The 20,886-nt window shown below is 65.2% G+C and carries 20 protein-coding genes; 7 read left to right on the top strand and 13 right to left on the bottom strand.

Features of this window, described 5'->3' with window-relative positions; all coding sequences use genetic code 11:
• Positions 1–117: 117 nt before the first annotated feature.
• Positions 118–1,020 (bottom strand): peptidylprolyl isomerase, encoded by a 903-nt coding sequence (locus AC1VXC_RS12915; protein WP_481539995.1) that lies wholly within the window; start codon positions 1,018–1,020, stop codon positions 118–120.
• Between the two features lie 153 nt (positions 1,021–1,173).
• Here AC1VXC_RS12915 and AC1VXC_RS12910 point away from each other — a divergent pair, with 153 nt between their 5' ends.
• From AC1VXC_RS12910 to AC1VXC_RS12895, 4 genes are all read left to right on the top strand, one after another.
• A complete protein-coding gene (locus tag AC1VXC_RS12910; protein ID WP_293706291.1) occupies positions 1,174–1,536 on the top strand; it encodes a PadR family transcriptional regulator in 363 nt (120 codons plus the stop codon).
• Positions 1,536–2,534 (top strand): sensor domain-containing protein, encoded by a 999-nt coding sequence (locus AC1VXC_RS12905; protein WP_481539994.1) that lies wholly within the window; start codon positions 1,536–1,538, stop codon positions 2,532–2,534. Before AC1VXC_RS12910 ends, AC1VXC_RS12905 begins: the two co-directional genes overlap by 1 nt.
• 162 nt (positions 2,535–2,696) lie before the next feature.
• The gene (locus AC1VXC_RS12900) at positions 2,697–3,062 is read left to right on the top strand and encodes a DMT family transporter (protein ID WP_313643605.1); all 366 of its coding nucleotides are present in this window, start codon (positions 2,697–2,699) and stop codon (positions 3,060–3,062) included.
• Position 3,063: 1 nt separating this feature from the next.
• Entirely contained in the window at positions 3,064–3,378 is a 315-nt protein-coding gene (locus AC1VXC_RS12895; RefSeq protein WP_313399735.1) for a DMT family transporter, read from the top strand.
• A 223-nt stretch (positions 3,379–3,601) separates the two neighbouring features.
• Here the strand turns inward: AC1VXC_RS12895 and AC1VXC_RS12890 are convergent, their stop codons facing one another.
• Together AC1VXC_RS12890 and AC1VXC_RS12885 are read right to left on the bottom strand one after the other, a co-directional pair.
• Positions 3,602–4,915: a polyhydroxyalkanoate depolymerase gene (locus AC1VXC_RS12890; protein WP_313643604.1), complete on the bottom strand. Its 1,314-nt coding sequence runs from the start codon at positions 4,913–4,915 to the stop codon at positions 3,602–3,604.
• Positions 4,916–4,996: 81 nt separating this feature from the next.
• Positions 4,997–5,593 (bottom strand): class I SAM-dependent DNA methyltransferase, encoded by a 597-nt coding sequence (locus AC1VXC_RS12885; protein ID WP_312366633.1) that lies wholly within the window; start codon positions 5,591–5,593, stop codon positions 4,997–4,999.
• A gap of 63 nt (positions 5,594–5,656) precedes the next feature.
• Here AC1VXC_RS12885 and AC1VXC_RS12880 point away from each other — a divergent pair, with 63 nt between their 5' ends.
• Positions 5,657–6,112, top strand: coding sequence for a CopD family protein (locus AC1VXC_RS12880; RefSeq protein WP_313169312.1), 456 nt, complete (start codon positions 5,657–5,659; stop codon positions 6,110–6,112).
• Positions 6,113–6,250: 138 nt separating this feature from the next.
• On the opposite strand, the gene AC1VXC_RS12875 is transcribed toward AC1VXC_RS12880, so the two are convergent.
• From AC1VXC_RS12875 to AC1VXC_RS12855, 5 genes are all read right to left on the bottom strand, one after another.
• A complete protein-coding gene (locus AC1VXC_RS12875; protein ID WP_481539951.1) occupies positions 6,251–7,018 on the bottom strand; it encodes an alpha/beta hydrolase in 768 nt (255 codons plus the stop codon).
• A 218-nt stretch (positions 7,019–7,236) separates the two neighbouring features.
• Complete coding sequence (locus tag AC1VXC_RS12870; protein ID WP_313494539.1) at positions 7,237–7,992, bottom strand: tetratricopeptide repeat protein; 756 nt, start codon at positions 7,990–7,992, stop codon at positions 7,237–7,239.
• A gap of 26 nt (positions 7,993–8,018) precedes the next feature.
• A complete protein-coding gene (locus AC1VXC_RS12865; protein WP_481539524.1) occupies positions 8,019–8,978 on the bottom strand; it encodes an acetyl-CoA carboxylase carboxyltransferase subunit alpha in 960 nt (319 codons plus the stop codon).
• Between the two features lie 76 nt (positions 8,979–9,054).
• Positions 9,055–12,648 (bottom strand): DNA polymerase III subunit alpha, encoded by a 3,594-nt coding sequence (dnaE, locus tag AC1VXC_RS12860; protein ID WP_481539523.1) that lies wholly within the window; start codon positions 12,646–12,648, stop codon positions 9,055–9,057.
• A 216-nt stretch (positions 12,649–12,864) separates the two neighbouring features.
• Entirely contained in the window at positions 12,865–13,509 is a 645-nt protein-coding gene (locus AC1VXC_RS12855; RefSeq protein ID WP_481539522.1) for a hypothetical protein, read from the bottom strand.
• Positions 13,510–13,652: 143 nt separating this feature from the next.
• Between AC1VXC_RS12855 and AC1VXC_RS12850 the strand changes: the two genes are divergently transcribed.
• Both AC1VXC_RS12850 and AC1VXC_RS12845 read left to right on the top strand, forming a co-directional pair.
• On the top strand, positions 13,653–15,872 hold the full coding sequence (locus tag AC1VXC_RS12850) for a winged helix-turn-helix domain-containing tetratricopeptide repeat protein (protein WP_481539521.1): 2,220 nt from the start codon (positions 13,653–13,655) through the stop codon (positions 15,870–15,872).
• Between the two features lie 50 nt (positions 15,873–15,922).
• Positions 15,923–16,387 carry a hypothetical protein gene (locus AC1VXC_RS12845; protein WP_313169326.1) on the top strand — a complete coding sequence of 155 codons (465 nt, stop codon included), beginning with the start codon at positions 15,923–15,925 and terminating at the stop codon, positions 16,385–16,387.
• 16 nt (positions 16,388–16,403) lie between these two features.
• Here the strand turns inward: AC1VXC_RS12845 and AC1VXC_RS12840 are convergent, their stop codons facing one another.
• The 5 genes from AC1VXC_RS12840 to lpxD are packed head-to-tail and all read right to left on the bottom strand — an operon-like array spanning position 16,404 to position 20,549.
• On the bottom strand, positions 16,404–17,021 hold the full coding sequence (locus AC1VXC_RS12840) for a ribonuclease HII (protein ID WP_313170186.1): 618 nt from the start codon (positions 17,019–17,021) through the stop codon (positions 16,404–16,406).
• A gap of 35 nt (positions 17,022–17,056) precedes the next feature.
• Positions 17,057–18,265, bottom strand: coding sequence for a lipid-A-disaccharide synthase (lpxB, locus tag AC1VXC_RS12835; protein ID WP_481539520.1), 1,209 nt, complete (start codon positions 18,263–18,265; stop codon positions 17,057–17,059).
• A complete protein-coding gene (gene lpxA, locus AC1VXC_RS12830) occupies positions 18,262–19,053 on the bottom strand; it encodes an acyl-ACP--UDP-N-acetylglucosamine O-acyltransferase (protein ID WP_313169330.1) in 792 nt (263 codons plus the stop codon). The genes lpxB and lpxA overlap by 4 nt, the downstream gene beginning before the upstream one ends.
• An 18-nt stretch (positions 19,054–19,071) precedes the next feature.
• Complete coding sequence (gene fabZ / locus AC1VXC_RS12825; RefSeq protein WP_313169331.1) at positions 19,072–19,530, bottom strand: 3-hydroxyacyl-ACP dehydratase FabZ; 459 nt, start codon at positions 19,528–19,530, stop codon at positions 19,072–19,074.
• On the bottom strand, positions 19,527–20,549 hold the full coding sequence (gene lpxD, locus AC1VXC_RS12820) for a UDP-3-O-(3-hydroxymyristoyl)glucosamine N-acyltransferase (protein WP_313169333.1): 1,023 nt from the start codon (positions 20,547–20,549) through the stop codon (positions 19,527–19,529). The genes fabZ and lpxD overlap by 4 nt, the downstream gene beginning before the upstream one ends.
• Positions 20,550–20,886: the final 337 nt, after the last annotated feature.

Here is a 20,886-nt window from a genome sequence, read left to right as displayed (position 1 = left end):
CACGGCCGCGCGGGGGTGCGGGGGGTGGGGGGTGGGCGGCCGCGGGGCGGCCGGTTCGCGGGCCGCCCGCCCCCCCCCCGCCCCCCCCCCCCCCCCCCCCACTACCGTGGATGCGCTTCAGCGGATACGTACCGGCAACGGGATGTTGCACAGGTCGATATGGCCGGCGGCGCGCTTGTAGAAGCCGTCAACGCGGTTGCGGCGGGCTTCCACCGCATCGGCGAAGGTCTTGGAATCGGTGCGCAGTACCTGCAGTTTTACCCGCTGTGCTTCCGGCAGCTCGCTGGCCAGGGTGATCGCCTTGATCGGCGTACGCTGTGCGGGGTCTTCGTAGAAGCCCATCGGGTCGGGGCCACGCTTGATGGTGCTCAGCAGTTCCATGCCCTTGAGCACGCGGCCGACCAGGGTGATGTTGCGGTCCAGCTGGCGCGGCGATTGGCCGGTGACCACATAAAGCTCCGCACCGACGCTGCTGTCCTCGTCGTTGTTGCGACCAGCGCCGAGCGCACCATAGCAATGCGCCAACCAGGCATTCTTGCCATCGCTGCCAACGGCGAAGTCGCCAACGAAGCCGGTGCGGGGGGCCCAACCATCGCGGTCGGGCAGGGCGGTGAAGGCCAGGCCTTGCAGCGGTCGCTGGAATTCGGCGGGCAGATGAGACTTGGCGCTGCCCATCGATTTGGCTTTGGCCGCGTCGTCGGCATCGGCGTCGCCGAACTGAACAACGAAGTTGTCCTGCGAGCGGTAGATGCTCAGTCCATCCCAGAAGTGCTCCCTGGCCATCGTGCGGATATTGCCGGCGTGCTCGGGGGCGAACTGCGGGGCCAGCTCGATGATGACGCGGCCGCCTTCCAGGTCCATGTACAGCGTGTTTTCCGCCGCCGGGGTGTGCCAGTCGCTGGCCGGCGCGGCGTCGATGATCTCCTGGGCGCTGCGGTACTTGGCGGGGGCGTCGGCGGCCAGCAGGGGCAGCGGGGACAGCGACAGGGCCAGGGCAAGCAGGCAGGGACGTAACGTCATCGGGCGCATTCCAGTTGGGTGTAGGCCGATTCTGCGCGATTGGCCGGGGCACCCGCCAGCGCCGTGACGGCGGTAGGGGTGACTACCGGCATATTCGCTATAGCGAACTAAATACTAGTATTTGCTTCAGGCTAGTTGGCGGGAGTGAAGGCCATGACGGAGTTGGATGCACATCTGCGCAAGTTCCAGAAGGAATTGAGCACAGGCACGGTGTCGCTGGCCCTGCTGGCGGTGCTGGCCAAGGCGCCGGAGCCGCTGTATGGCTACCTGATCGCCAAGGAGCTGGAACGGATAGGCGATGGGGTGCTCAGCGGCAAGCAGAGCGCGCTGTATCCGGTGCTGCGCAACCTGGAAGCTGCCGGCCTGCTGGAAAGCCATGTGGAGCCTTCGGTGGCGGGGCCACCGCGGCGCTACTACCGCATCAATGACGACGGTCGCGCCGCGCTGCGGCAGTGGGTCGCCGCCTGGAATGCCACCCGCGACTCGGTCGAGTCCGTACTGGAAGGGATCAAATGATGAATACCGAACACAACACGCGACCGCTGCCGACCACCATCCCCGAATACCTGGACCAACTGCGCGCGGCATTGGCAGGTGCCGACCTGGCGATGATCCAGGACGCGCTGTACGACGCCGAGGAATACCTGCGCTCGGAGCTGGCCGAACAGCCGGGCAAGAGCGAGGCCGAGGTGATTGCCGGTGTGGCCGGCAGTTATGGCGCGCCGGAAGAGGTGGCCGAGATCTACCGCGAAACCGAGGTGACAGTGAACCGCGCCCTGCGCACGCCGCGCCCGGCATCGCGTGTCATGCCAGCAGCTGCTGCGGCGGTGGCTGACGCGAGCGCGTCCCCGGTTGAGCCAGGTGTCGCCGCATCGGTGCGCACGCCAGCGCCGCGATCCTTGCTGGCGCGCTTCTTTGGCGTGGCGCTGGATCCGCATACCTATGGCGCGCTGTTCTACATGCTGCTGTCGCTGGCCACCGGCATCTTCTTCTTTACCTGGGTGGTGACCGGCCTGTCGGTGTCGGTGTCCTTGCTGATCCTGATCATCGGTATCCCGATCCTGCTGTTGTTCCTGGGCTCGGTGCGGGTGTTGTCGCTGGTGGAAGGGCGCATCATCGAAACCATGCTGGGCGTGCGCATGCCGCGCCGGCCCACCTATACCGATCGCAGCCAGGGTTGGCTGCAGCGCATCGGTGCGATGTTCTCGGACGGCCGCACCTGGCTGACGATGCTGTACTTCGTGCTGATGCTGCCATTGGGGATCCTGTATTTCACCGTGGCCACGACCTTGTTGTCGACGTCGCTGGCGCTGGTATTCGCCCCTGTGGCTGCACTGTTCACCAATGAGGCAATCGGCATCTGGATCGACGGCGTCAATGTCGGCAGCTCCTTCTGGCTGTGGCCTTTGTCGGTGGGTGTTGGCGTGCTGCTGCTGTTTGGCACGCTGCATCTGGCGCGAGGCATCGGCAAGCTGCATGGCGCGATGGCCAAGCATCTGCTGGTGCGCTTGTAAGCGCCGCTTTTCGAGGGAACGTAGACGAGGGCGCCAACGGCGCCCTCGTTTTTTGTAGTGCCGGGCCATGCTCGGCAGGGGCTTTCCCGGTAAGGCCTCTGCCGAGCATGGCTCGGCGCTACCACGCGCTATGCTGGTGCCGGATTTTTCAAGGAGAACACCATGGCCGGCAAAGGCTGGTTCTACGTGGCGCTGACCTGCCTGTTCGAGTTGGTCTGGGTGTATGGCTTCAACGTGGCTGCCACATGGTGGCATTGGATTCCGATCATCGTGGTGATCGTGGTGGACTTCCATTGGCTGGCCAAGGCCTGCGAATCGTTGCCCACCGGCACGGTGTACGCGGTGTTTGCCGCCGTTGGCACGGTGGGTACCGCGCTGATGGATATCTTCCTGTTCGATGGCAGCTTCAGCCTGGCCAAGGGGGTGTTCATGGCGGTGCTGGTGGCGGGCGTGATCGCGCTGAAACTGGCCGATGGCAAGGTGGCTGCCGCGTCTGATGCTAACGGGCCTAACGGGCAGGGAGGCTGACATGGGCTGGTTTCTGGTGATTGCCGCTGCCTTGATGGAGACGCTGGGCGTGATTGGCCTGAAGCGTTACAGCGGGCGCAAGAGTCTGTTGAACGCGCTGATGTTCTTCGGTGGTTTTGGTGCTTCCTTCGTGCTGCTGTACCAGTCCTTCCGCTACATCCAGTTGAGCATTGCCTATGCGGTGTGGATTGGCCTTGGAACCGCGGCCGCGGTGCTGGTGAACATGCTGTTCTTTGGTGAGTCGCGCAGCGCCGCCCGCCTGTTGAGTCTGGCAGTGATCGTGGTTGGGGTGGTGGGCTTGAAGGCGGTGTCCTGAATGCAGAAGGCCCCGGGAGCGCCGGGGCCTTCTGGTTTGCTTGTTAGCTTCGGTAGAACTGCCGTTGCTGTAAACGTCTGGTTTCGGCTTGCCCTCACCCCCAACCCGTGCTCCGTGCCGCGGCCCTTGCGCTGGCGCAAGGGCGCTCGAGTGACCGCGAACCGGTGGTTCGCAAACGGTCCCTCTCTCCCCGCAGGCGGGAGAGGGGCTTACGCAGGGCGGCTCAGCGCTGGGCGCGGCGGCGCAACGGGGTGACGTTGCTGCTGGCCTTCTTTGCTTTTTTGGCAGCCGGCTGCGCGGATTGGGCGCTGAAGAAATCACGCATCTTCGGGTACACCACTTCGCGCCAACGGCGGCCGCTGAAGATGCCGTAGTGGCCGGCGCCTTCGACGATGAAGTGATCACGGCGCGCGGCCGGGATGCCGGTGCACAGCGCCTGCGCCGCTTCGGTCTGGCCGAGGCCGGCGATGTCGTCCAGTTCGCCTTCGATGCTCAGCAGTGCGGTGTCGCGGATGGCCGAAGGATCGACATGTTCGCCGCGCACATACCACTCGCCACGCGGCAGCAGGAACTCTTGGAACACCACGCGGATCGTGTCCAGGTAGAACTGCGCCGGCATGTCCAGCACGGCGTTGTATTCGTCGTAGAAACGGCGATGCGCATTGGCATCGTCCAGGTCCCCCTTGACGAGGTCCGTGTAGAAATCCCAATGCGACATCAGGTGGCGGCTGGGGTTCATCGACATGAAGCCGGCATGCTGCAGGAAGCCCGGATAGACCCGACGGCCCTGGCCCGGATACGGCGCCGGAATGGTGTGGATGACGTTGTTCTCGAACCAGGACAGCGGGTTGCGCGTGGCCAGGTTGTTGACCGCAGTGGGGCTGCAGCGCGCATCGATCGGCCCGCCCATCATCACCAGCGAGCGCGGCGTGGTTTCGCCACGGCTGGCCATCAACGACACCGCAGCCAGCACCGGCACGGTGGGCTGGCAGACGCTGACCACGTGCACGTTCTCGGCACCCAGGTGACGGATGAATTCCTGCACGTACTCGATGTAATCGTCCAGGCCGAACTCGCCCTGTTCCACCGGCACCATGCGCGCGTCCACCCAGTCGGTGACATAGACGCGGTGGTCGCGCAGCAGGGTGCGCACGGTATCGCGCAACAGAGTGGCGTGGTGGCCGGACAGCGGCGCCACCACCAGCACGATGGGCTGCGCCAGCAGGGCCTCGACCTTGGAGGTCTCATTGCTGTGGCGCTTGAAGCGCAGCAGCTTGCAGAAGGGCTTTTCGACCTCGGTGAGCTGGGCGATGGGCACGATTTCGCCATCCAGCTCCAACTCGTGGATGCCCCATTCGGGCTTCTCATAATCCTTGCCGAGGCGATGGAACAGCTCGTTCATCGCCGCGAAGCGATCAGCGCCCGGCATCGACGACCACCAGTGGCCGGAATTATTGAAGAACGCCGCATTTGCCTGCGCCTGGTGAACCCAGGGCGCAAGCAGGTTGCGGGTCAATTCATGCAGTTGATAAAGCATGACGTCCCAATATGTACAGTCATATGATGCTGTGCAGCATAGCGCACTATGACATTTGCGGCGTTAAGCAGGTATCGGCCTTTAGTCGGCCCTTTCCAGCGCGGCGATGTCCTCGCTGAACGCGGGGGCCAGCCAGCAGTGCGAACCGACCGGACGGAAGCCCACCTCGCGCAGCTGGCGCCGGTACCAGCGGGCCGGGCGCTGCTGGAAGCCGTCGTGGTCGCCATGGAATTCGTCCTCGGCGGTGAACAGCTCCAGGAAGGCGACCCCGCCGCACAGCTCGGCCAGGCCCGGCAGGCCCTGGCGCAGCTCGCGGCTGGGCACGTAGTGCATGACGTCCGAGCAGACCAGCAGGTCCACCGGCGCGCAGGGCCGCAGCCACTGGAAATCGCCGAAGCTGGCCAGGTGCAGGTTGCGGGTGCGGCCGTAGCGGCGCACTGCATATTCGCTGCTGTCAAAGCCCATGTACTGCAGCTTGGGCCGCAGCTTGAGCAGCGGCGCACGCCAGGCGGCTTCACCGGCGCCGATATCGAGCACGCTGCGGATCGGTCGTTCAAGGTAGTACTCAGCGGCGGCAACGGCCAACTGCACCTTGCGCGCGAGCCGGGCCGGGCCGCCGATATCGTCGCGGCGGTACCAGCGTTGGAAGTAGTCGGCGTCGTACTGCTTGTCCTGCATGTGCGTGTCTTGTGCGGATGGGCGAAAATGGGGCACATCCTACGCCGCCGATGGAGCCAGCGCATGCAGTCGTACTTTTGGGTCAAGACCTTCCACCTTGTTTTCGTGGTGGCGTGGATGGCGTCGGTGTTCTATCTGCCGCGCATCCTGGTCAACATCGCCGAGGCGGCGGGCCAGCCGCCGGTGGTGGAACGGCTGCAATTGATGGGTAAGCGTCTGTACCGGTTTGGCCATGTGATGTTCGGCATCGCCTTCATCCTCGGCCTGGTGCTGTGGCTGGGCTACAAGGTGCTGCCCGACTTCCCGACCATGGTGGCGCCGGGTGCTGCCGGTTGGCTGCATGCCAAGCTGGGGTTGGTGGTGCTGCTGATGGTCTATTTCACCTTCACCGGGCGCTGGCTGAAGGGCACGCTCAAGGGCAAGGCACTGCCATCGTCGGGCACGCTGCGTTGGTTCAATGAGCTGCCGTTGGTGCTGTTCATTGCCATCGTGTATCTGGTGCTGGCCAAGCCGTTCTGAGTTTTCTGCTGGGCTGCGAAGATCAACGGCACCCCTCCCAACCCTCCCCATGGCTGCGCCAAAGGGAGGGCTCAAGCTCTGCCCCCTCCCTTTGGCGCAGCCAAGGGGAGGGCGGGGGAGGGGTTGAGCTTGTGACCCTTACTGCCCCCGCAAAGCCTCCGCAAACTGAGGATAGGCAAACACATCGTTGTGATCGGCATCAGCGATGGTCACTGCCTGCGCCACACCGGGCCGGAATTCGCGCAACAACCGCAACGAACTCGCATTCGGAATCACCTCATCCCTGCCGGCGATGATCAGCGTGGTGGGCGCAGTGATCCGCGCGGCGTGGCGCCATGAATCGTAGTGATCGCGTAGCAGCAGGCGCACCGGGAAGGCCGGGAACATGCGTGCAGCCAGGCTGCCAATGCTGTCGTAAGGCGTGATCAGAACCAGCCGCTGAACTGGCCGGGCAGCGGCGAGTTGCACGGCGACGCCTGAGCCGAGGCTGCGGCCAACCACGATGATGTCGTGGGGTTGGCTGGTGCTGGTGCCGTCATAGAGCGCCAATGCATCGCTGATAAGCGAGGCTTCGGTTGGTGAGCCGCTGCTGCCGCCATAGCCACGGTAGTGCATCGCGTGGATGGCGGCTTCGGGAAACGCCTGCTGCAGCATTGGCAGCGCCTGCGAGACGTCTTCGGCATTGCCGCCGAAATACAGTACGAGCTGCGTGCTGTGCTGCCTGTTGCTCGAGACGATGATGTCGGCATCGTCGCGTGGCAGGGTCCAGTGCGGTACATCGGCACTGCGCGGGGCCGGGTGGTAGAGCATGCTGCGGGCATTGAAGGCGAGCAGGGCGCAGGCGATCAGGTACATGCTGGCGAGCACGCTGATGGCGATCAACAGGACTTTCAGGCTGGTGATCATGCTGCTTGGCCTCGCCGGGGATGGGGAGAAGGCAGATAACACAGTCCATTTGCGCATCGCGTCGCCACAATCCGATATCCGTGCGCAGGCGCGGGATGCGTTTGTGGGAGCGGCGTAAGCCGCGAAGCCAGTACATCATCAGATGGCAGAGGTGCCAAGGGCTTTGGCAGGGTCAGCTTCGCGGCTGACGCCGCTCCCACAAAAAAAAACAAGCGGGCTCAGCCTGCCGGCGTCAGCTGCCGCAGTTCCTTGCGTGCGGCATCGATCCACGCGCGCTGCGCCTGCTGGTAATAGCGCGGTGAGGTCTCGGCGCGGTCGAGGATGTTCTGCAGTTGCCTGGCCGCCTCGTCGTCGCGTCCGGCGCGCTTGAGCAGCAGCGCATAGCGCAGCCGCGCTTCCTCGCCCGGGTAGCTGCCGATCATCGCCTCGTACTCGTGCAGGGCGGCAGGGATGTCCGCGCTGTCCTCCACCGTGCGTGCATACAGCAGGTGGCCGTCATGCGATCGGAAACCGGGGTTGGCAGCGATCAGTGCTTCCAGCGTCTTGCGCGCCTGTGCCGGCTGCTGCAGGCCGTACTGCGCCTTGGCCAGGCCGAGCATGAGATCGGGATCCTCGCGGTGAATTCCGCGCAGCGCACCTTCATACAACGCCGCTGCCTCGGCGTACTCGCCGCGTTCCAGGTGCTCCTCGGCCAGGCGTCGGCGGTTGTCGGCGGTGTCCGATACCCGCAGGCGTTGGTCTGCCTGGCGCTTGCCACGCTGCGGGTCGATCTGGTCGCGCACCTGGCGCAGGCCGCGTCGCGCCGTCGGGTTGTTGCGCAGGTCCGGCAGCACTTCGGCGATGACGTAGATCAGCACTGCCAGGTAGGAGAACACCAGCAGGATGAAGATCCAATACAGCGGCCGCCCGGTGCGCACCACGTGTACGCAGCAGGCGATCTGCAGCAGCAGCGAAAGCAGAATGATCGGACTCATCCCTGTGTCCTCGGTCTGGAAGCGGCTCAGGCCGCTTCGTAGGCACCATAGCTGCGCAGGCGCTTGTAGCGCTGCTCCAGCAGTTCTTCCACGCTCAGCTTGTCCAACTTGTCCAGCTCGTTGAGCAGCACGGCCTTCAGGCGCTTGCCCATCTGGGTCGGGTTGCGGTGTGCGCCGCCGATCGGCTCGCGGATCACCTTGTCGATCAGGCCCAGGCTCTTCAGTCGCGGCGCGGTCATGCCCAGCTGCTCGGCGGCGTCCTTGGCCTTGCCGGCGTCCTTCCACAGGATGGAGGCGCAGCCTTCCGGGCTGATCGTCGAGTAGACGCTGTATTCCAGCATCAGGGTGCGGTCGCCCACGCCCAGCGCCAGGGCACCGCCGGAGCCGCCTTCACCGATCACGGTGCAGATCACCGGTACCTTCAGCTCAGCCATTTCCATCAGGTTGCGGGCGATGGCCTCGGACTGGCCACGTTCTTCGGCGTCGATGCCCGGCCAGGCACCGGCGGTGTCGATCAGGGTCAGCACCGGCAAGCCGAAGCGCTCGGCCATCTTCATCAGGCGCAGTGCCTTGCGGTAGCCCTCGGGCTTGGGCATGCCGAAGTTGCGCTTGACCTTTTCCTTGGTGTCGCGGCCCTTCTGGTGGCCGATCAGCATCACCGGACGGCCGCCGATGCGGGCCAGGCCGCCAACAATGGCCTTGTCGTCGGCAAAGGCGCGGTCGCCGGCCAGTTCCTGGAACTCGTCGCAGAAGATGCGGATGTAGTCCAAGGGGTAGGGGCGCGACGGGTGGCGGGCCACCTGCAGCACCTGCCAGGAGGACAGGTTGCGGAAGATCTGGGCAGTACGCAGGCGCAGCTTGTCTTCCAGCGCCTTGACCTCAGCATCGACATTGACCGCCGGCCCGGCGCTGGCACTGCGCAGGTCCTTGATCTTGGATTCCAGATCGGCGATGGGTTGCTCGAAATCGAGGTAGTTCGGATTCATCGGAAACCGTCAGCAATGAAAGGGGGAAAGTGTAGCCGAACGCGCCGTATCAACCCGTACGCGTCCGTCCGGACAATCAATTGGCCCAGGGCGGGCTGTACTTGACCTTGACCCGGCGCACGGCCGGGTCCTCGCGCAGGGCATCAAGCAGCTTGGGCGTGACCCGTACCGCGCCGCTGCTGCCGAGGTCGAGCATGCCGGCAATGCTGCCGCTGGGCTTGCCGTTGAGCAGCAGGTCCAGCCGCAGTGGGGTACGGCCCGGGCGGTGCGCGGCCAGCAGGGCATCGATGCGCTGCCAGATCGGGCCACCGCGGCCGTCCACCCGCATCGACACGCGCAGGGCGTGGTCGGCGCACAGCTGCTCGTAGTCCCAGCATTGGCGGATGCGCAGGGCGTAGCCGCCGTTGAATTCGTCCTCGCGCAGGCCGCCCTTCACGACCAGGATGCGGTCCTTGGTCATCAGGTGGCCGAATTCGGCCAGGCCGTCGGAGAAGGCGCTGCATTCGACGCGGCCTTTGCCGTCTTCCAGGGTCACGAAGACCTGGCTGTCACCCTTGCGGCGTACGCCAATGACCATGCCGGCCAGGATCACCGGGGATTCCTGGCGCCAGGCGCGCTTTTCGCCATCCTTGGAGGGGAAGGCCGGTGCGATCAGTTTGTCCAGGCCGCCCAGGTCGGTGCCGACCAGTTCCTTGACGTCGTCGGCATAGGGATCGAACGGGTGGCCGCTGAGGAAGAAGCCCAGCGTTTCGCGCTCGCCGTTGAGCAGCTGCGCCAGCGGCCATTCCTTGCTCTCGGGCAGATCCAGCTGGCTGGCCGTGCTGACCGGGTCGGGGGCACCGAACAGCGAGTTCTGCCCGGAGGCCTTCTCGCGCGCCATCTGTTCGGTGGCCTTGATCACTTCCGGCAGCTGCAGCGCCAGCGTTGCGCGATTCTTGCCGATGCCGTCGAAGGCGCCGCAGTTGATCATCGCTTCCAGCGTGCGGCGGTTGAGCTTGCCCGATTCCACGCGTACGCAGAAGTCCAGCAGCGAGGCATATTCGCCGCCGCGTTCGCGCTGTTCCACCACCGCTTCGCAGGCGCCCTGGCCGACGCCCTTGATCGCGCCCAGGCCGTAACGGATGGTGTCGGCGTTGGCGGCCTCGAACATGTAAGCCGAATCGTTGACACGCGGTGGCAGCACGGTGAGGTTGAGGTTCTTCACCTCGGCCAGGAACCCCACCACCTTGTCGGTGTTATCCATGTCCGAAGACAGCGTCGCGGCCATGAACTCGGCCGGGTAATGGCGCTTGAGCCAGGCGGTCTGGTAGCTGACCAGGGCGTAGGCGGCGGCGTGCGACTTGTTGAAGCCGTAGCCAGCGAACTTTTCCATCAAGTCGAAGATCTCGTCGGCCTTGGGGCCATCGACGCCGCCCTTGGCCGCACCTTCGCGGAAGATCTCGCGGTGCTTGGCCATTTCCGCCGGCACCTTCTTGCCCATCGCACGACGCAGCAGGTCGGCGCCGCCCAGCGAGTAGCCGCCGACGATCTGCGCCATCTGCATCACCTGCTCCTGGTACACCATGATGCCGTAGGTGTCCTTCAGGATGGCCTCGGTGCGCGGATCGGGATAGATGATTTCTTCCTGGCCGTGCTTACGCGCGTTGAAGGAAGGAATCAGGTCCATCGGGCCGGGGCGGTACAGCGACACCAGCGCGATCAGGTCTTCGAAGCGGTCAGGCCGCGCGTCCTTCAGCAGGCGGCGCATGCCCGAGGATTCGAACTGGAACACCGCGCCGGTATTGCCGTTGGCGAAGATGTCCTTGTAGGTGGGGGCGTCGTCCAGCGGGATATGGGCGATGTCGATCGGCGGGATGCCGGCGCGCTCATGGCGCTTGTTGATCGCCTTCACCGCCCAGTCGATGATGGTCAGCGTGCGCAGGCCGAGGAAGTCGAACTTCACCAGGCCCACTTCTTCCACGTCGTTCTTGTCGAACTGGGTGACCGGGTTCTTGCCGATACCGCCTTCGTCATGTTCGGCGTACAGCGGGCAGAACTCGCTCAGCGGCTCGGGCCCGATCACCACGCCACCGGCGTGCTTGCCGGCGTTGCGGGTGAGGTCTTCCAGCTGCAGCGCCAGGTCGATCAGGTCGCGGACATCGTCCTCGGTTTCATAGCGCTGGATCAGCTCGGCCGAGGCCATTTCCGAACCCACGCCTTCCTTGCCCTTGCCCAGTGCATCCTTCAGGTGGATGCCGAGGATGTTGGGGATCAGCTTGGAAACGCCGTCGACCAGGCCATAGGGGAAGCCCAGCACGCGGCCGGTATCACGCACCACCGCCTTGGCCGCCATGGTGCCGTAGGTGATGATCTGGCTGACGCGCTCGCGGCCGTACTTGCGCGCGACGTAGTCGATCACCTCATCGCGGCGGTCCATGCAGAAGTCGATGTCGAAGTCGGGCATCGACACGCGTTCGGGGTTGAGGAAGCGCTCGAACAGCAGGTTGTAGGGCAGCGGATCCAGGTCGGTGATCTTCAGCGCCCAGGCCACCAGCGAGCCGGCACCGGAACCACGGCCGGGACCGATCGGGATGCCCTGGTTCTTGCCCCACTGGATGAAGTCGGCCACGATCAGGAAGTAGCCGGGGAAGCCCATCTTGATGATGGTGTTGAGCTCGAACTCCAGGCGCTCGTTGTAGTCCTCGCGGCTCATGCCGGCGGCCAGCGGATGCACCTGCAGGCGTTCTTCCAGGCCTTCGCGCGACTGCTTCTGGATCCAGGTATCCAGCGTCTCGTCGTCCGGCACCGGGTAGTTGGGCAGGAAGTAGGTGCCCAGCCGCATCTCGACGTTGCAGCGCTCGGCCAGCGCCAGGGTGTTGTCGATGGCATCGGGGATGTCGGCGAACAGCTCCGCCATCTGCTCCGGTGTCTTCAGGTACTGCTCGCGGCTGTACTCGCGCGGGCGCTTGGGGTCGTCCAGCACGCGGCCGGTGGAAATGCACACGCGCGCCTCGTGCGCGTCGAAGTCATCCGGCGACAGGAAGCGCACATCGTTGGTCGCCACCACCGGCAGGCCGCGCTGGCCGGCGGCCATCAGCGCGAACTGGTTGAAGCTTTCCTCGCCGTCGCGGCCGGTGCGGGTCAGTTCCAGGTGCAGGCCGTCGCCGAACACGCGCTGCCAGTCGGCGAGCTGCTGCTCGGCCAGGTCGTGGCGGCCTTCGCTGGCCAGGCGGCCGGCCAGGCTGTGGCGGCCGGCCAGCGCGAACAGGTTCTGGCAGCCGTCCTTGAGCCACTGCGGGTGCACGGCCACGCCGCCTTCATTGCGGTGGCCTTCCATCCATGCCCGCGTCAGCAGCCGCGACAGGCTCAGGTAGCCCTCGCGATCACGGCACAGCAGGGTCATGCGCCAGGGGTCCTGGCCGTCCTCGGTGATCAGCAGGTCGGCACCGGCGATTGGCTTGATGCCCACGCCTTCGGCGGCCTTGTAGAACTTCACCAGCGCGAACATGTTGTTCAGGTCGGTGACTGCCAAGGCCGGTGCTTTCATTTCGACCGAACGACTCAGCAGGTTGGGCTGCTTGGCCTTCTTGGGATCGGCCTGGTCGGGCTTGGCGGGGACGCGAATGGTGGAGTCCACCATCGAGAATTCGGTGTGGACGTGCAGATGGACGAAGCGGGAAGAAGTAGACATGCGGGGCCAGAAGTATGCCGGTGCAGGGTAGCGACGGGGGCGGGGTGGGGCAAGGCTTGACATGCCCGGCACGCGCGCCGGCCCGGGCCGGAGGCCCGCATGTGCACACTATCAGGGCAGGCGTCGGCCTGACCGCAATGGGGTCGTCCCGGCCTTCTGTGCAGGGGCCCCAGCCCGACCTGGGCGGTGCTGGCTGGGGCCCTGCCGTTGTCGCAGTCAGTGGACGCGGAAGTAACTGAGCGGTTCCGGCGCATAGCTGCCTTCACGCACCCGTCGCTGGTGCTCATGCAGGCGGGCTTCGATCTCACGCAGTTCCAGCCAGCTGCGGCGGTTGAAGGCGATGTCATGGTAGCCACGGCCCTGACGTTCGGCCTCCTGCTGCCGCAGGCGCTGGTAGTCGAGGAAGTTGGTGACTTCGCCGGCAAGTTTTGGCCAGACGGTGTCGATGACGATGGCCTGGTCCAGCTGGCCGACGCCGGGGACCGTGTCGGGGATCAACTGGTGGCTGGCGTGCAGGTAGGCAATGACCATATGCAGCTCGCAGCTCACCTCGGCGGCGGGCTCCCAGTCGGTCTCCTGCAGCAGCTGTTCCAGCAGATGGGCGTGGCGCATCCGCTGCGTGATGCAGGGCGAGGCGCTTTCGTCCCCGGCTGCGTTGTTCAGGTTGCGGGCAGCGGTGGCCAACTGGTCGGTCTGCAGTGGCGGTTGGGTGCGGCCAAGGCGGGCCAGCAGGCTGTTGAAATGCTCCATTTCACGCGGGACCAACAGATAGTCGTTCACATGACTGCGGCGTTGCGGGGCGCCGCTAGGGTACTGGTCCAGAACCTGCGGCAGCGGAAGGCGGGGGTCGATGGTGTACATGGTGTTGCTCCTGCGGGTGGGGGGGCGTCCGGGGGGAGAACGCAGCGCCAGCATCCGCTTGGGCGTAGCATTGGTCATGATGGCAGGCGGAGCCTTCAGACAGTCATTGCGCTGGTTTCTGAGGAATTCATGAGGGCTTGCCGATGGGTGCGGTCGAAGACCCGGGTGACACAGGTCAAGCGGTCGAACGCTACCGTTTCGACGGCATCGTGGTGGATGCGCTGGCGCATACACTCAGCCGTGACGGCCAGTATCAATCGCTGGAGCCAAAAGCGTTCGCCGTGCTGTTGCTGCTGCTGCGGCACGCCGACGAACTGTTGGTGCGCGACCAGCTGCTGGATGCTGTCTGGGGCCATCGCCATGTGACACCAGGTGTACTGACCCGTGCCATCGCCCAGTTACGTTCCGCGCTGGACGACCATTCGCATGAGCCGCGCTACATACAGACCCAGCATGGTTTGGGCTACCGCTTCATCGGCAAGTTGTTGCCGCCGGAGGCCACGGCTTCCTCTGCTTCGGTTGTTGAACCGATCTCCACTTCTACGACGGTCGAGCTGCCTGATGCAGTTGCTGAACGCGCTGAACACGTGGTTGCGGATAGTGACCTGCATGCCGAGCCGCCATCACCGCCAGCACGGCGATTGTCGCGCTGGTGGCGGGAGGCGCCGAAGTTGCCACTACCGGCGTGGATGCGTTCACGCGCGTTCCTGATCGGCTGCGCGTTGTTGCTGCTGTCGGGGGCGGGCTACTGGTGGTGGAGTCGCACGCCGGTTGTGGTCGGCGCTTCGATTGCGGTGATGCCATTCAGCAGCCTCAGCGACGACGCCGCCGACCGCTATTTTGCCGATGGTCTGGCGGTGGAGATGCATGATGCCCTTACCAATGTGCCGGGCCTGAAGGTGGCCGCACGACAACTCGCAGCGCCTGCCGAAGGCGATACCGATGATGACGATGTGCGTCGGATCGGACGCCGTCTGGGCGTGGCCACACTGCTCGATGCCAGCGTGCGTCGCGAGGGTGGGCGGGTACGCATCAGTGCGCGGCTGTCAGATACCAATACAGGCTTCACCTTGTGGGCGGAAACCTATGACCGGGAGATCAACGACGTGTTCGCGCTGCAGGGCGAGATAGCGAACAAGGTCGTGCACGCCCTGCTCGGCCATCTGCCCGGAAAGACTGCCGGAATTGCACAGCGCTTGAATCCCACCAATGACGTCAACGCCTATGACGCCTATCTGCGTGGTCTGGCGCTGCTGCAAAGACCCGTCGGCGAGGCGGGCAACGAGCGGGCGATGGCGGCGTTCGCACAGGCGCTGGCGCTGGACCCGCATTTCGCCCGGGCCCAGGCCGGCCTTTGCCGTGCGCAGATTGCGCGTTTGGAAGGGGTCAGTGACGCAGGTGCGTTCGAGCGCGCGCGGCAGGCCTGTGCGCGCGCGCAGGCGATGGATCCGGGATTGCGCGAGGTGAGTCTGGCGATGGCGGAAATCGCCCGCGTCAGCGGCCAGAACGAACAGGCGCTGAAGCTTTACCAGCAGGTCATCGATGACCCTGCACTGCGTGCCGACGGTCTGGTCGGGCAGGCACGCACTTACGCCGCGCTCGGCAAGGAAGAGCAGGCGCTGCAGTCGTTCCAGCAGGCCATCGCGGCGCGGCCCAGCGATGCGCAGATCTATCGCCTGCTCGGCTACCACCATTGGTTGCGCGGCGACGTTCCCAAGGCCATCGATGCGTTTGTCACGGCCACCGTGCTGCAGCCGGAAGACAGTCGCTTATGGGGCAGCCTGGGCGGTTTGTATCTTGCGCAGGGCGATACCGTGCAGGCCGGGCATGCATTCAACATGTCCTTGTCGATCGAGCCCAATGCCGGTGCCTTGACCAACCTGGGCACGATGAAATTCGATCGCGGCGAATACGCGCTCGCTGCGGAGTTGTTCCAGCAGGCGACGGTGCTGGAGCCGGAGGACTATCTGCACTGGGGCAATCTTGCCGATGCGCTGGCCGCTGCCCCCGCAACGGCAGCGCAGGCACAGGCGCCGTATCTGCGTGCGGCGCATCTGGCACAGCAATACGTCGACGTGCGCCGCGATGATGCTTATGCCTTGGCCTTGCTGTCCTGGTACCGCGCCAACCTGGGCGAGCGAGCACGCGCGCTGCAGGATCTGCAGGCGGCGCGTGCGCTGGGTACGCAGGCGGCCGAAGTCGCGTTGTGGTGTGCGCAGACCTTGACCCTGCTCGGCGACAAGACGGGCGCGCACAGCTGCGTAGAAAGCGCGTTGAAGCAGGGCATTCCGCAACAGCGCATCGACGCCTTGCTGTCGCTGCAGCGTTACGCGCTGGTCGGCAGTGGCGTGCGGAAGGAATAGAAACGGTTTTTCCTGTCCGGGGCGGCGGACCTCATCGAGGAGTGGTCGTCATGAACTACAACATGTGGGTCTATCTTGCTGTCTCAGCGGGAATCATTGTCGGTGCAGTGGCCTGCGCCACGGTTCCGCCAGCCCCGGGCGAAGCGGTGCAATGCACGGAGAATCTGCCGGCCCGGATCGTCAAGCTGGTCTACGTCGACGTGGCCGCAGGGCCGAACGGTCCCGTCATCACCCCGGAGGTGTGTGCGGTGCGCAGTGGTACGCAGGTGTTGTGGCGTACGGCGGAAGATGTGCTGGATCCTTTCGCGCTGGCGTTCGCCGAGTCGCCGGGGGCCGCCGCGTCATACCGCAGCGCTGCAAATACAGGACAGAAGGACTTCGATTCCCAACGCATGGGTCGACGTCAGGAGGTGTTGATCGTCGCCAAGGCAGTAGTCAGCGAGAACAACATCAACTATGACGTACGCATCGGCTCAAGCCATCTTGATCCCGGAATAAAGATCATGCCGCGTTGATGGGGCCGCGTGTGGCTCAGGGCGCTTGCAGGCAGGCTCGGACCGGGGCGAAGCTGCGCCGGTGCTGCGGGCAGGGACCATGTGCGCGCAGCGCAGCCATATGGAAGGGTGTGCCATAGCCCTTGTGCTGGTCGAAGCCGTATTCGGGATGCTGCTGGTGCAGCTCCAGCATGAAGCGGTCGCGGCTGACCTTGGCCAGGATCGAGGCGGCCATGATGCTGCGGTCGATGGCGTCGCCACCTACCAGCGCTTCGGCCGGGCAGGGTAGGCCCTTGGGAATCTTGTTGCCATCGATGCGGGCGAACTGGGCCACATGCCCCACGCCTTCTACCGCCAGGCGCATGCCCTGCATGGTGGCCTGGAAGATGTTGAGGCTGTCGATCTCGGCCACGTTGACCATCACGATCTTGTAGGCCAGGGCGCGCTCGATGATGCGGTCGTAAAGCTGATCGCGGCGTAGTGCGGTCAATGCCTTGGAGTCATCCAGGCCGTTGATGCGCGGGCGTTCGGGATCGAAGACAACGGCCGCTACCGCGACCGGGCCGGCCAGCGGGCCGCGCCCGGCCTCGTCGACGCCGGCGACCAGACGCGGGGCCTGTCGCGCAAGCAGGGCGGCATCGTCAAACAAGGACAGCGAGACATCCGCTGCCTTGGGGCTACGTCTTGCAGTCACGGCTGACCTTGCTTGCGCGGTGTCTGCAGCAGCCCGGCGACAGCGTCGGCGGCGCGCGCCGAGGCATCCTGACGCAATTGCCGGTGCAGCTGCTGGTAGTCGTCCTGCAGGCCGCTGACGCAGTCGGGATGCTCAAACCAGTTGCGTACCGCGGCGGCCAGATTGTCTGGCGTGCATTCGTGCTGGATCAGCTCCGGCGCCAGGTCCTTGCCGGCCAATACGTTGGGCAGGGCAAAGCGATTGACCTTGATCAGGCCCAGTGCCTTGACGATGCGGTAGGTGAGTTCGGCCACGCGGTAGCCCACCACCATCGGGCGTTTGACCAGCATGGTTTCCAGCGTGGCGGTGCCGGAAGCCAACATCACCACGTCGGCGGCGACCATTGCCTGGCGTGCCTTGCCATCGAGCAGGTGCAGGCGCGCGCTGGGTAGCGCGGCGCTGCGGATCTGCTCGGTGATCATCGCCTTGCACTTGGCATTGGCCGCCGGCACCACGATATGCAGGCCGCGGTCTTGCTCGCACAGTTGCCAGGCGGCGGCGAAGAACGGCGGGCCGAGCCGGCTCACTTCGCCCAGGCGGCTGCCAGGCAGTACTGCGAGCAACTTTGCCTGCTCTGGAATGCCCAGCGCTTGCCGTGCGGCAGCGCGGTCAGTGTGTAGCGGGATTTCATCAGCCATCGGATGGCCGACAAAGCGCGCGTCAATGCCGTGGCGGGCGTAGATCGGCGGTTCCATCGGGAACAGGCACAGCACCAGGTCGGCGCTGGCACCGATTTTCTCGGCGCGCTTCTCGCGCCAGGCCCAGACCGAGGGGCTGACGTAATGCACCGTACGCAGGCCGCGCTGCTTGAGCCATTTTTCAACGCCCAGATTGAAATCAGGTGCGTCGATGCCGATGAATACATCCGGTTGCCAGTCGAGCACGCGCTGGCGGAATTCCTTGCGCAGCTTCAGCAGGCGCGGCAGATGGCGCAGGATTTCAGCCAGCCCCATCAGTGCCAGCTCGCTGGCATCAAACCAGGTTTCGCAGCCGGCGTTGCGCATCGCATCGCCACCGATGCCGGCAAATTCGGCATCGGGGTAATGCGCGCGCAGGGCATTGATCAGGCCGGCGCCGAGCAGATCGCCCGACGCCTCGCCGGCAACCAGCGCGATGCGCGGCTTGCGGCCTAGCGCCAATCCGGAATCCTGGGTTACAGCGCTCATCGCTGCAGCGGACGCTCGCCGTGCTCGATGAAGTCCAGCATCTGCTTGACGTCATCGCTGCTCTGCGCCTGCTCGGCCAGTGCCAGCTTGGCTTCGGCCAACGGCACACCGGCCACGTAGATGGTGCGGTAGGCACGCTTGATCGCGCTGATGCGCTCGGCGTCGAAGCCGCGACGTTTCAGGCCTTCGCTGTTGATGCCGCGCGGACGGCCGTGGCCATCGATGCCGACCATGGTGAACGGCGGGATATCGCCGGTGACCAGTGCGCCCATGCCAAGGAAGGCATGGTCACCGATGCGGCAGAACTGGTGCGCCCCCGCGAAGCCGCTGATGATCACCCAGTTGCCGACCGAGACATGCCCGGCCAACGTGGTGTTGTTGGAGAACACGCAATGGTCGGCCACGTGGCAGTCGTGGGCGACATGTACATAGGCCAGCATCCAGTTGTCGTTGCCGATGGTGGTCACGCCGCCGCCGCCGGCGGTGCCGCGGCTGAGGGTGACGAACTCACGGAAGACATTGCGGTCGCCGATCACCAGTTCGGTGCGTTCACCGCCGAACTTCTTGTCCTGCGGTTCGCCACCGACGGCGACGTGGCCGATGAAGCGATTGTCGCGGCCGATCCGGGTCGGCCCATGGATGCTGCAATGCGGACCCACCTCGGTACCGTCACCGATCTCGACGTCGGCACCGATCAGGGTGAACGCACCCACGCGCACGCCCTGGCCCAGCTTTGCCGAAGGATCAATGACCGCGGTCGGGTGAATCAGAGGGGCGCTATCGCTCATCGGCTTGCTCCAGGCAGGTTATTCGCGGGTGCCGGCGCACAGCACTTCGGCGTGTGCGACCACTTCACCATCCACCTTGGCTTCGCCGTAGTAGACCGCCATGTTGCGGATCATGCGCTTGACCTGCACATGCAGTTCCAGCACGTCACCGGGCACAACCTGCTTCATGAAACGCACGTTGTCGACCTTGACCAGATAGAACAGCTTGGACTGCGCGTCGCGGCCAAGGCTGAGCTGGGTCAGCACGCCACCGGCCTGGGCCAGCGCCTCGATGATCAGCACACCCGGCATGATCGGCTGGCCCGGGAAGTGCCCCTGGAAATAGGGCTCGTTGATGGTGACGTTCTTGTGCGCAATGATGCGCTTGGCGTCCACATCCAGATCGACAACCTTGTCGACCAGCAGGAACGGGTAGCGGTGCGGAATCAACGTCTGGATGGTGGTGACGTCGATGGGCATCTGCAGTGGTGCGTTCATTCCTTCTCCTTGCTCACAGCCAGGATGCGACGTGCCAGCGCATCGAGCTGCTTGAAGCGCGCGGCGTTTTTGCGCCACGTGCGGTTATCGGTCAATGGGGTACCCGACGAGTATTCGCCCGGTTCGGTAATCGAGTTGCGCACCACCGAGCGGCCGGTGATGACGACGTGGTCGCAGATCTCCAGGTGGCCAACCACGCCAACGGAGCCGCCGAGCAGGCAATAGCGGCCGATCTTGGCGCTGCCGGCGATGCCGGTGGAACCGGCGATGGCGCTGTGCGCGCCGATCTGTACGTTGTGGGCGATCTGCACCAGGTTGTCCACGCGCACGTCTTCGTCCAGCGTGGTGTCTTCCAGCGCGCCGCGATCAATGCAGGTGTTGGCGCCGATCTCGCAGTCGTCGCCGATGCGCACGCCGCCCAGCTGCGGCACCTTGATCCAGTGGCCGTTGTCCATGGCCAGGCCGAAGCCTTCGGCACCGAGCACGGCGCCCGGGTGGATGCGCACGCGCTTGCCCAGCTTGACCCGGGCGACCAGGGTGACGCGGGCCAGCAGTTCGCTGCCGGCTTCGACCACGCAGTCGTCACCAACGATGCTGCCAGCGCCGATGATGCAGCTCTCGCCAATCACGCTGCGTGCGCCGATGCAGACGTGCGGGCCGACATGGGCGCTGGCGGCCACCGTCGCGCTGGGGTCGATGACCGCGCTGGGGTGGATGCCGGGGGCGCGCACAGGAACGGTCTCGAACAACGCGCCGATCTTGGCGAAGCTGGTGTACGGGTCCTTGGCGACCAGGGCGGTGCCTGGCGCGGCCTCGGCGTCGTCGGCGCGCAGCAGCACGATCGACGCCTTGCTGTCGGCCAGCTGTGCCCGGTAACGCGGATTGGCCAGGAAGGTCAGCTGCCCGGGGCCGGCATGGGCCAGCGTGGCAACGCCATGGATGGCGACCGACGGGTCACCGTGTACCTGCAGGCCGAAACGGTCGGCAAGTTCCTGAGCGGTATAGGTAGGAGTATTCACGCAGCAAGTTTACCGTGTGCGCCGATGGCGGTCATGCGAACGGACGTTATCACCCTTGCAGGGCAAGGGCAGCGGGGGGGGCGGGTTGGCCGGAAGTGGGGGCCAATGGAGCAGTATGGCTTTGATGGAATGTCCCGCTACGCCGAGCGCAGCCACATGTCCCATAAAAGCAAACCCCGGGGCGGTGTTGCTTCCCGGGGCAGGTTGAGGCGGTAGTTCTGGTGGAAAGCCCCCTTTGGTAAAGGGGGCGCGCCGACAGGCGCGGGGAATCGGTAGACCGAAGCGCGCCCGAAGGTTATGCCTGCGGCATAACCTTCGGTCCCCGGGGCTTCACCCC

The organism is Stenotrophomonas sp. STEN033, assembly GCF_056856655.1.
This window is presented reverse-complemented; position numbering and strand designations above follow the sequence as displayed.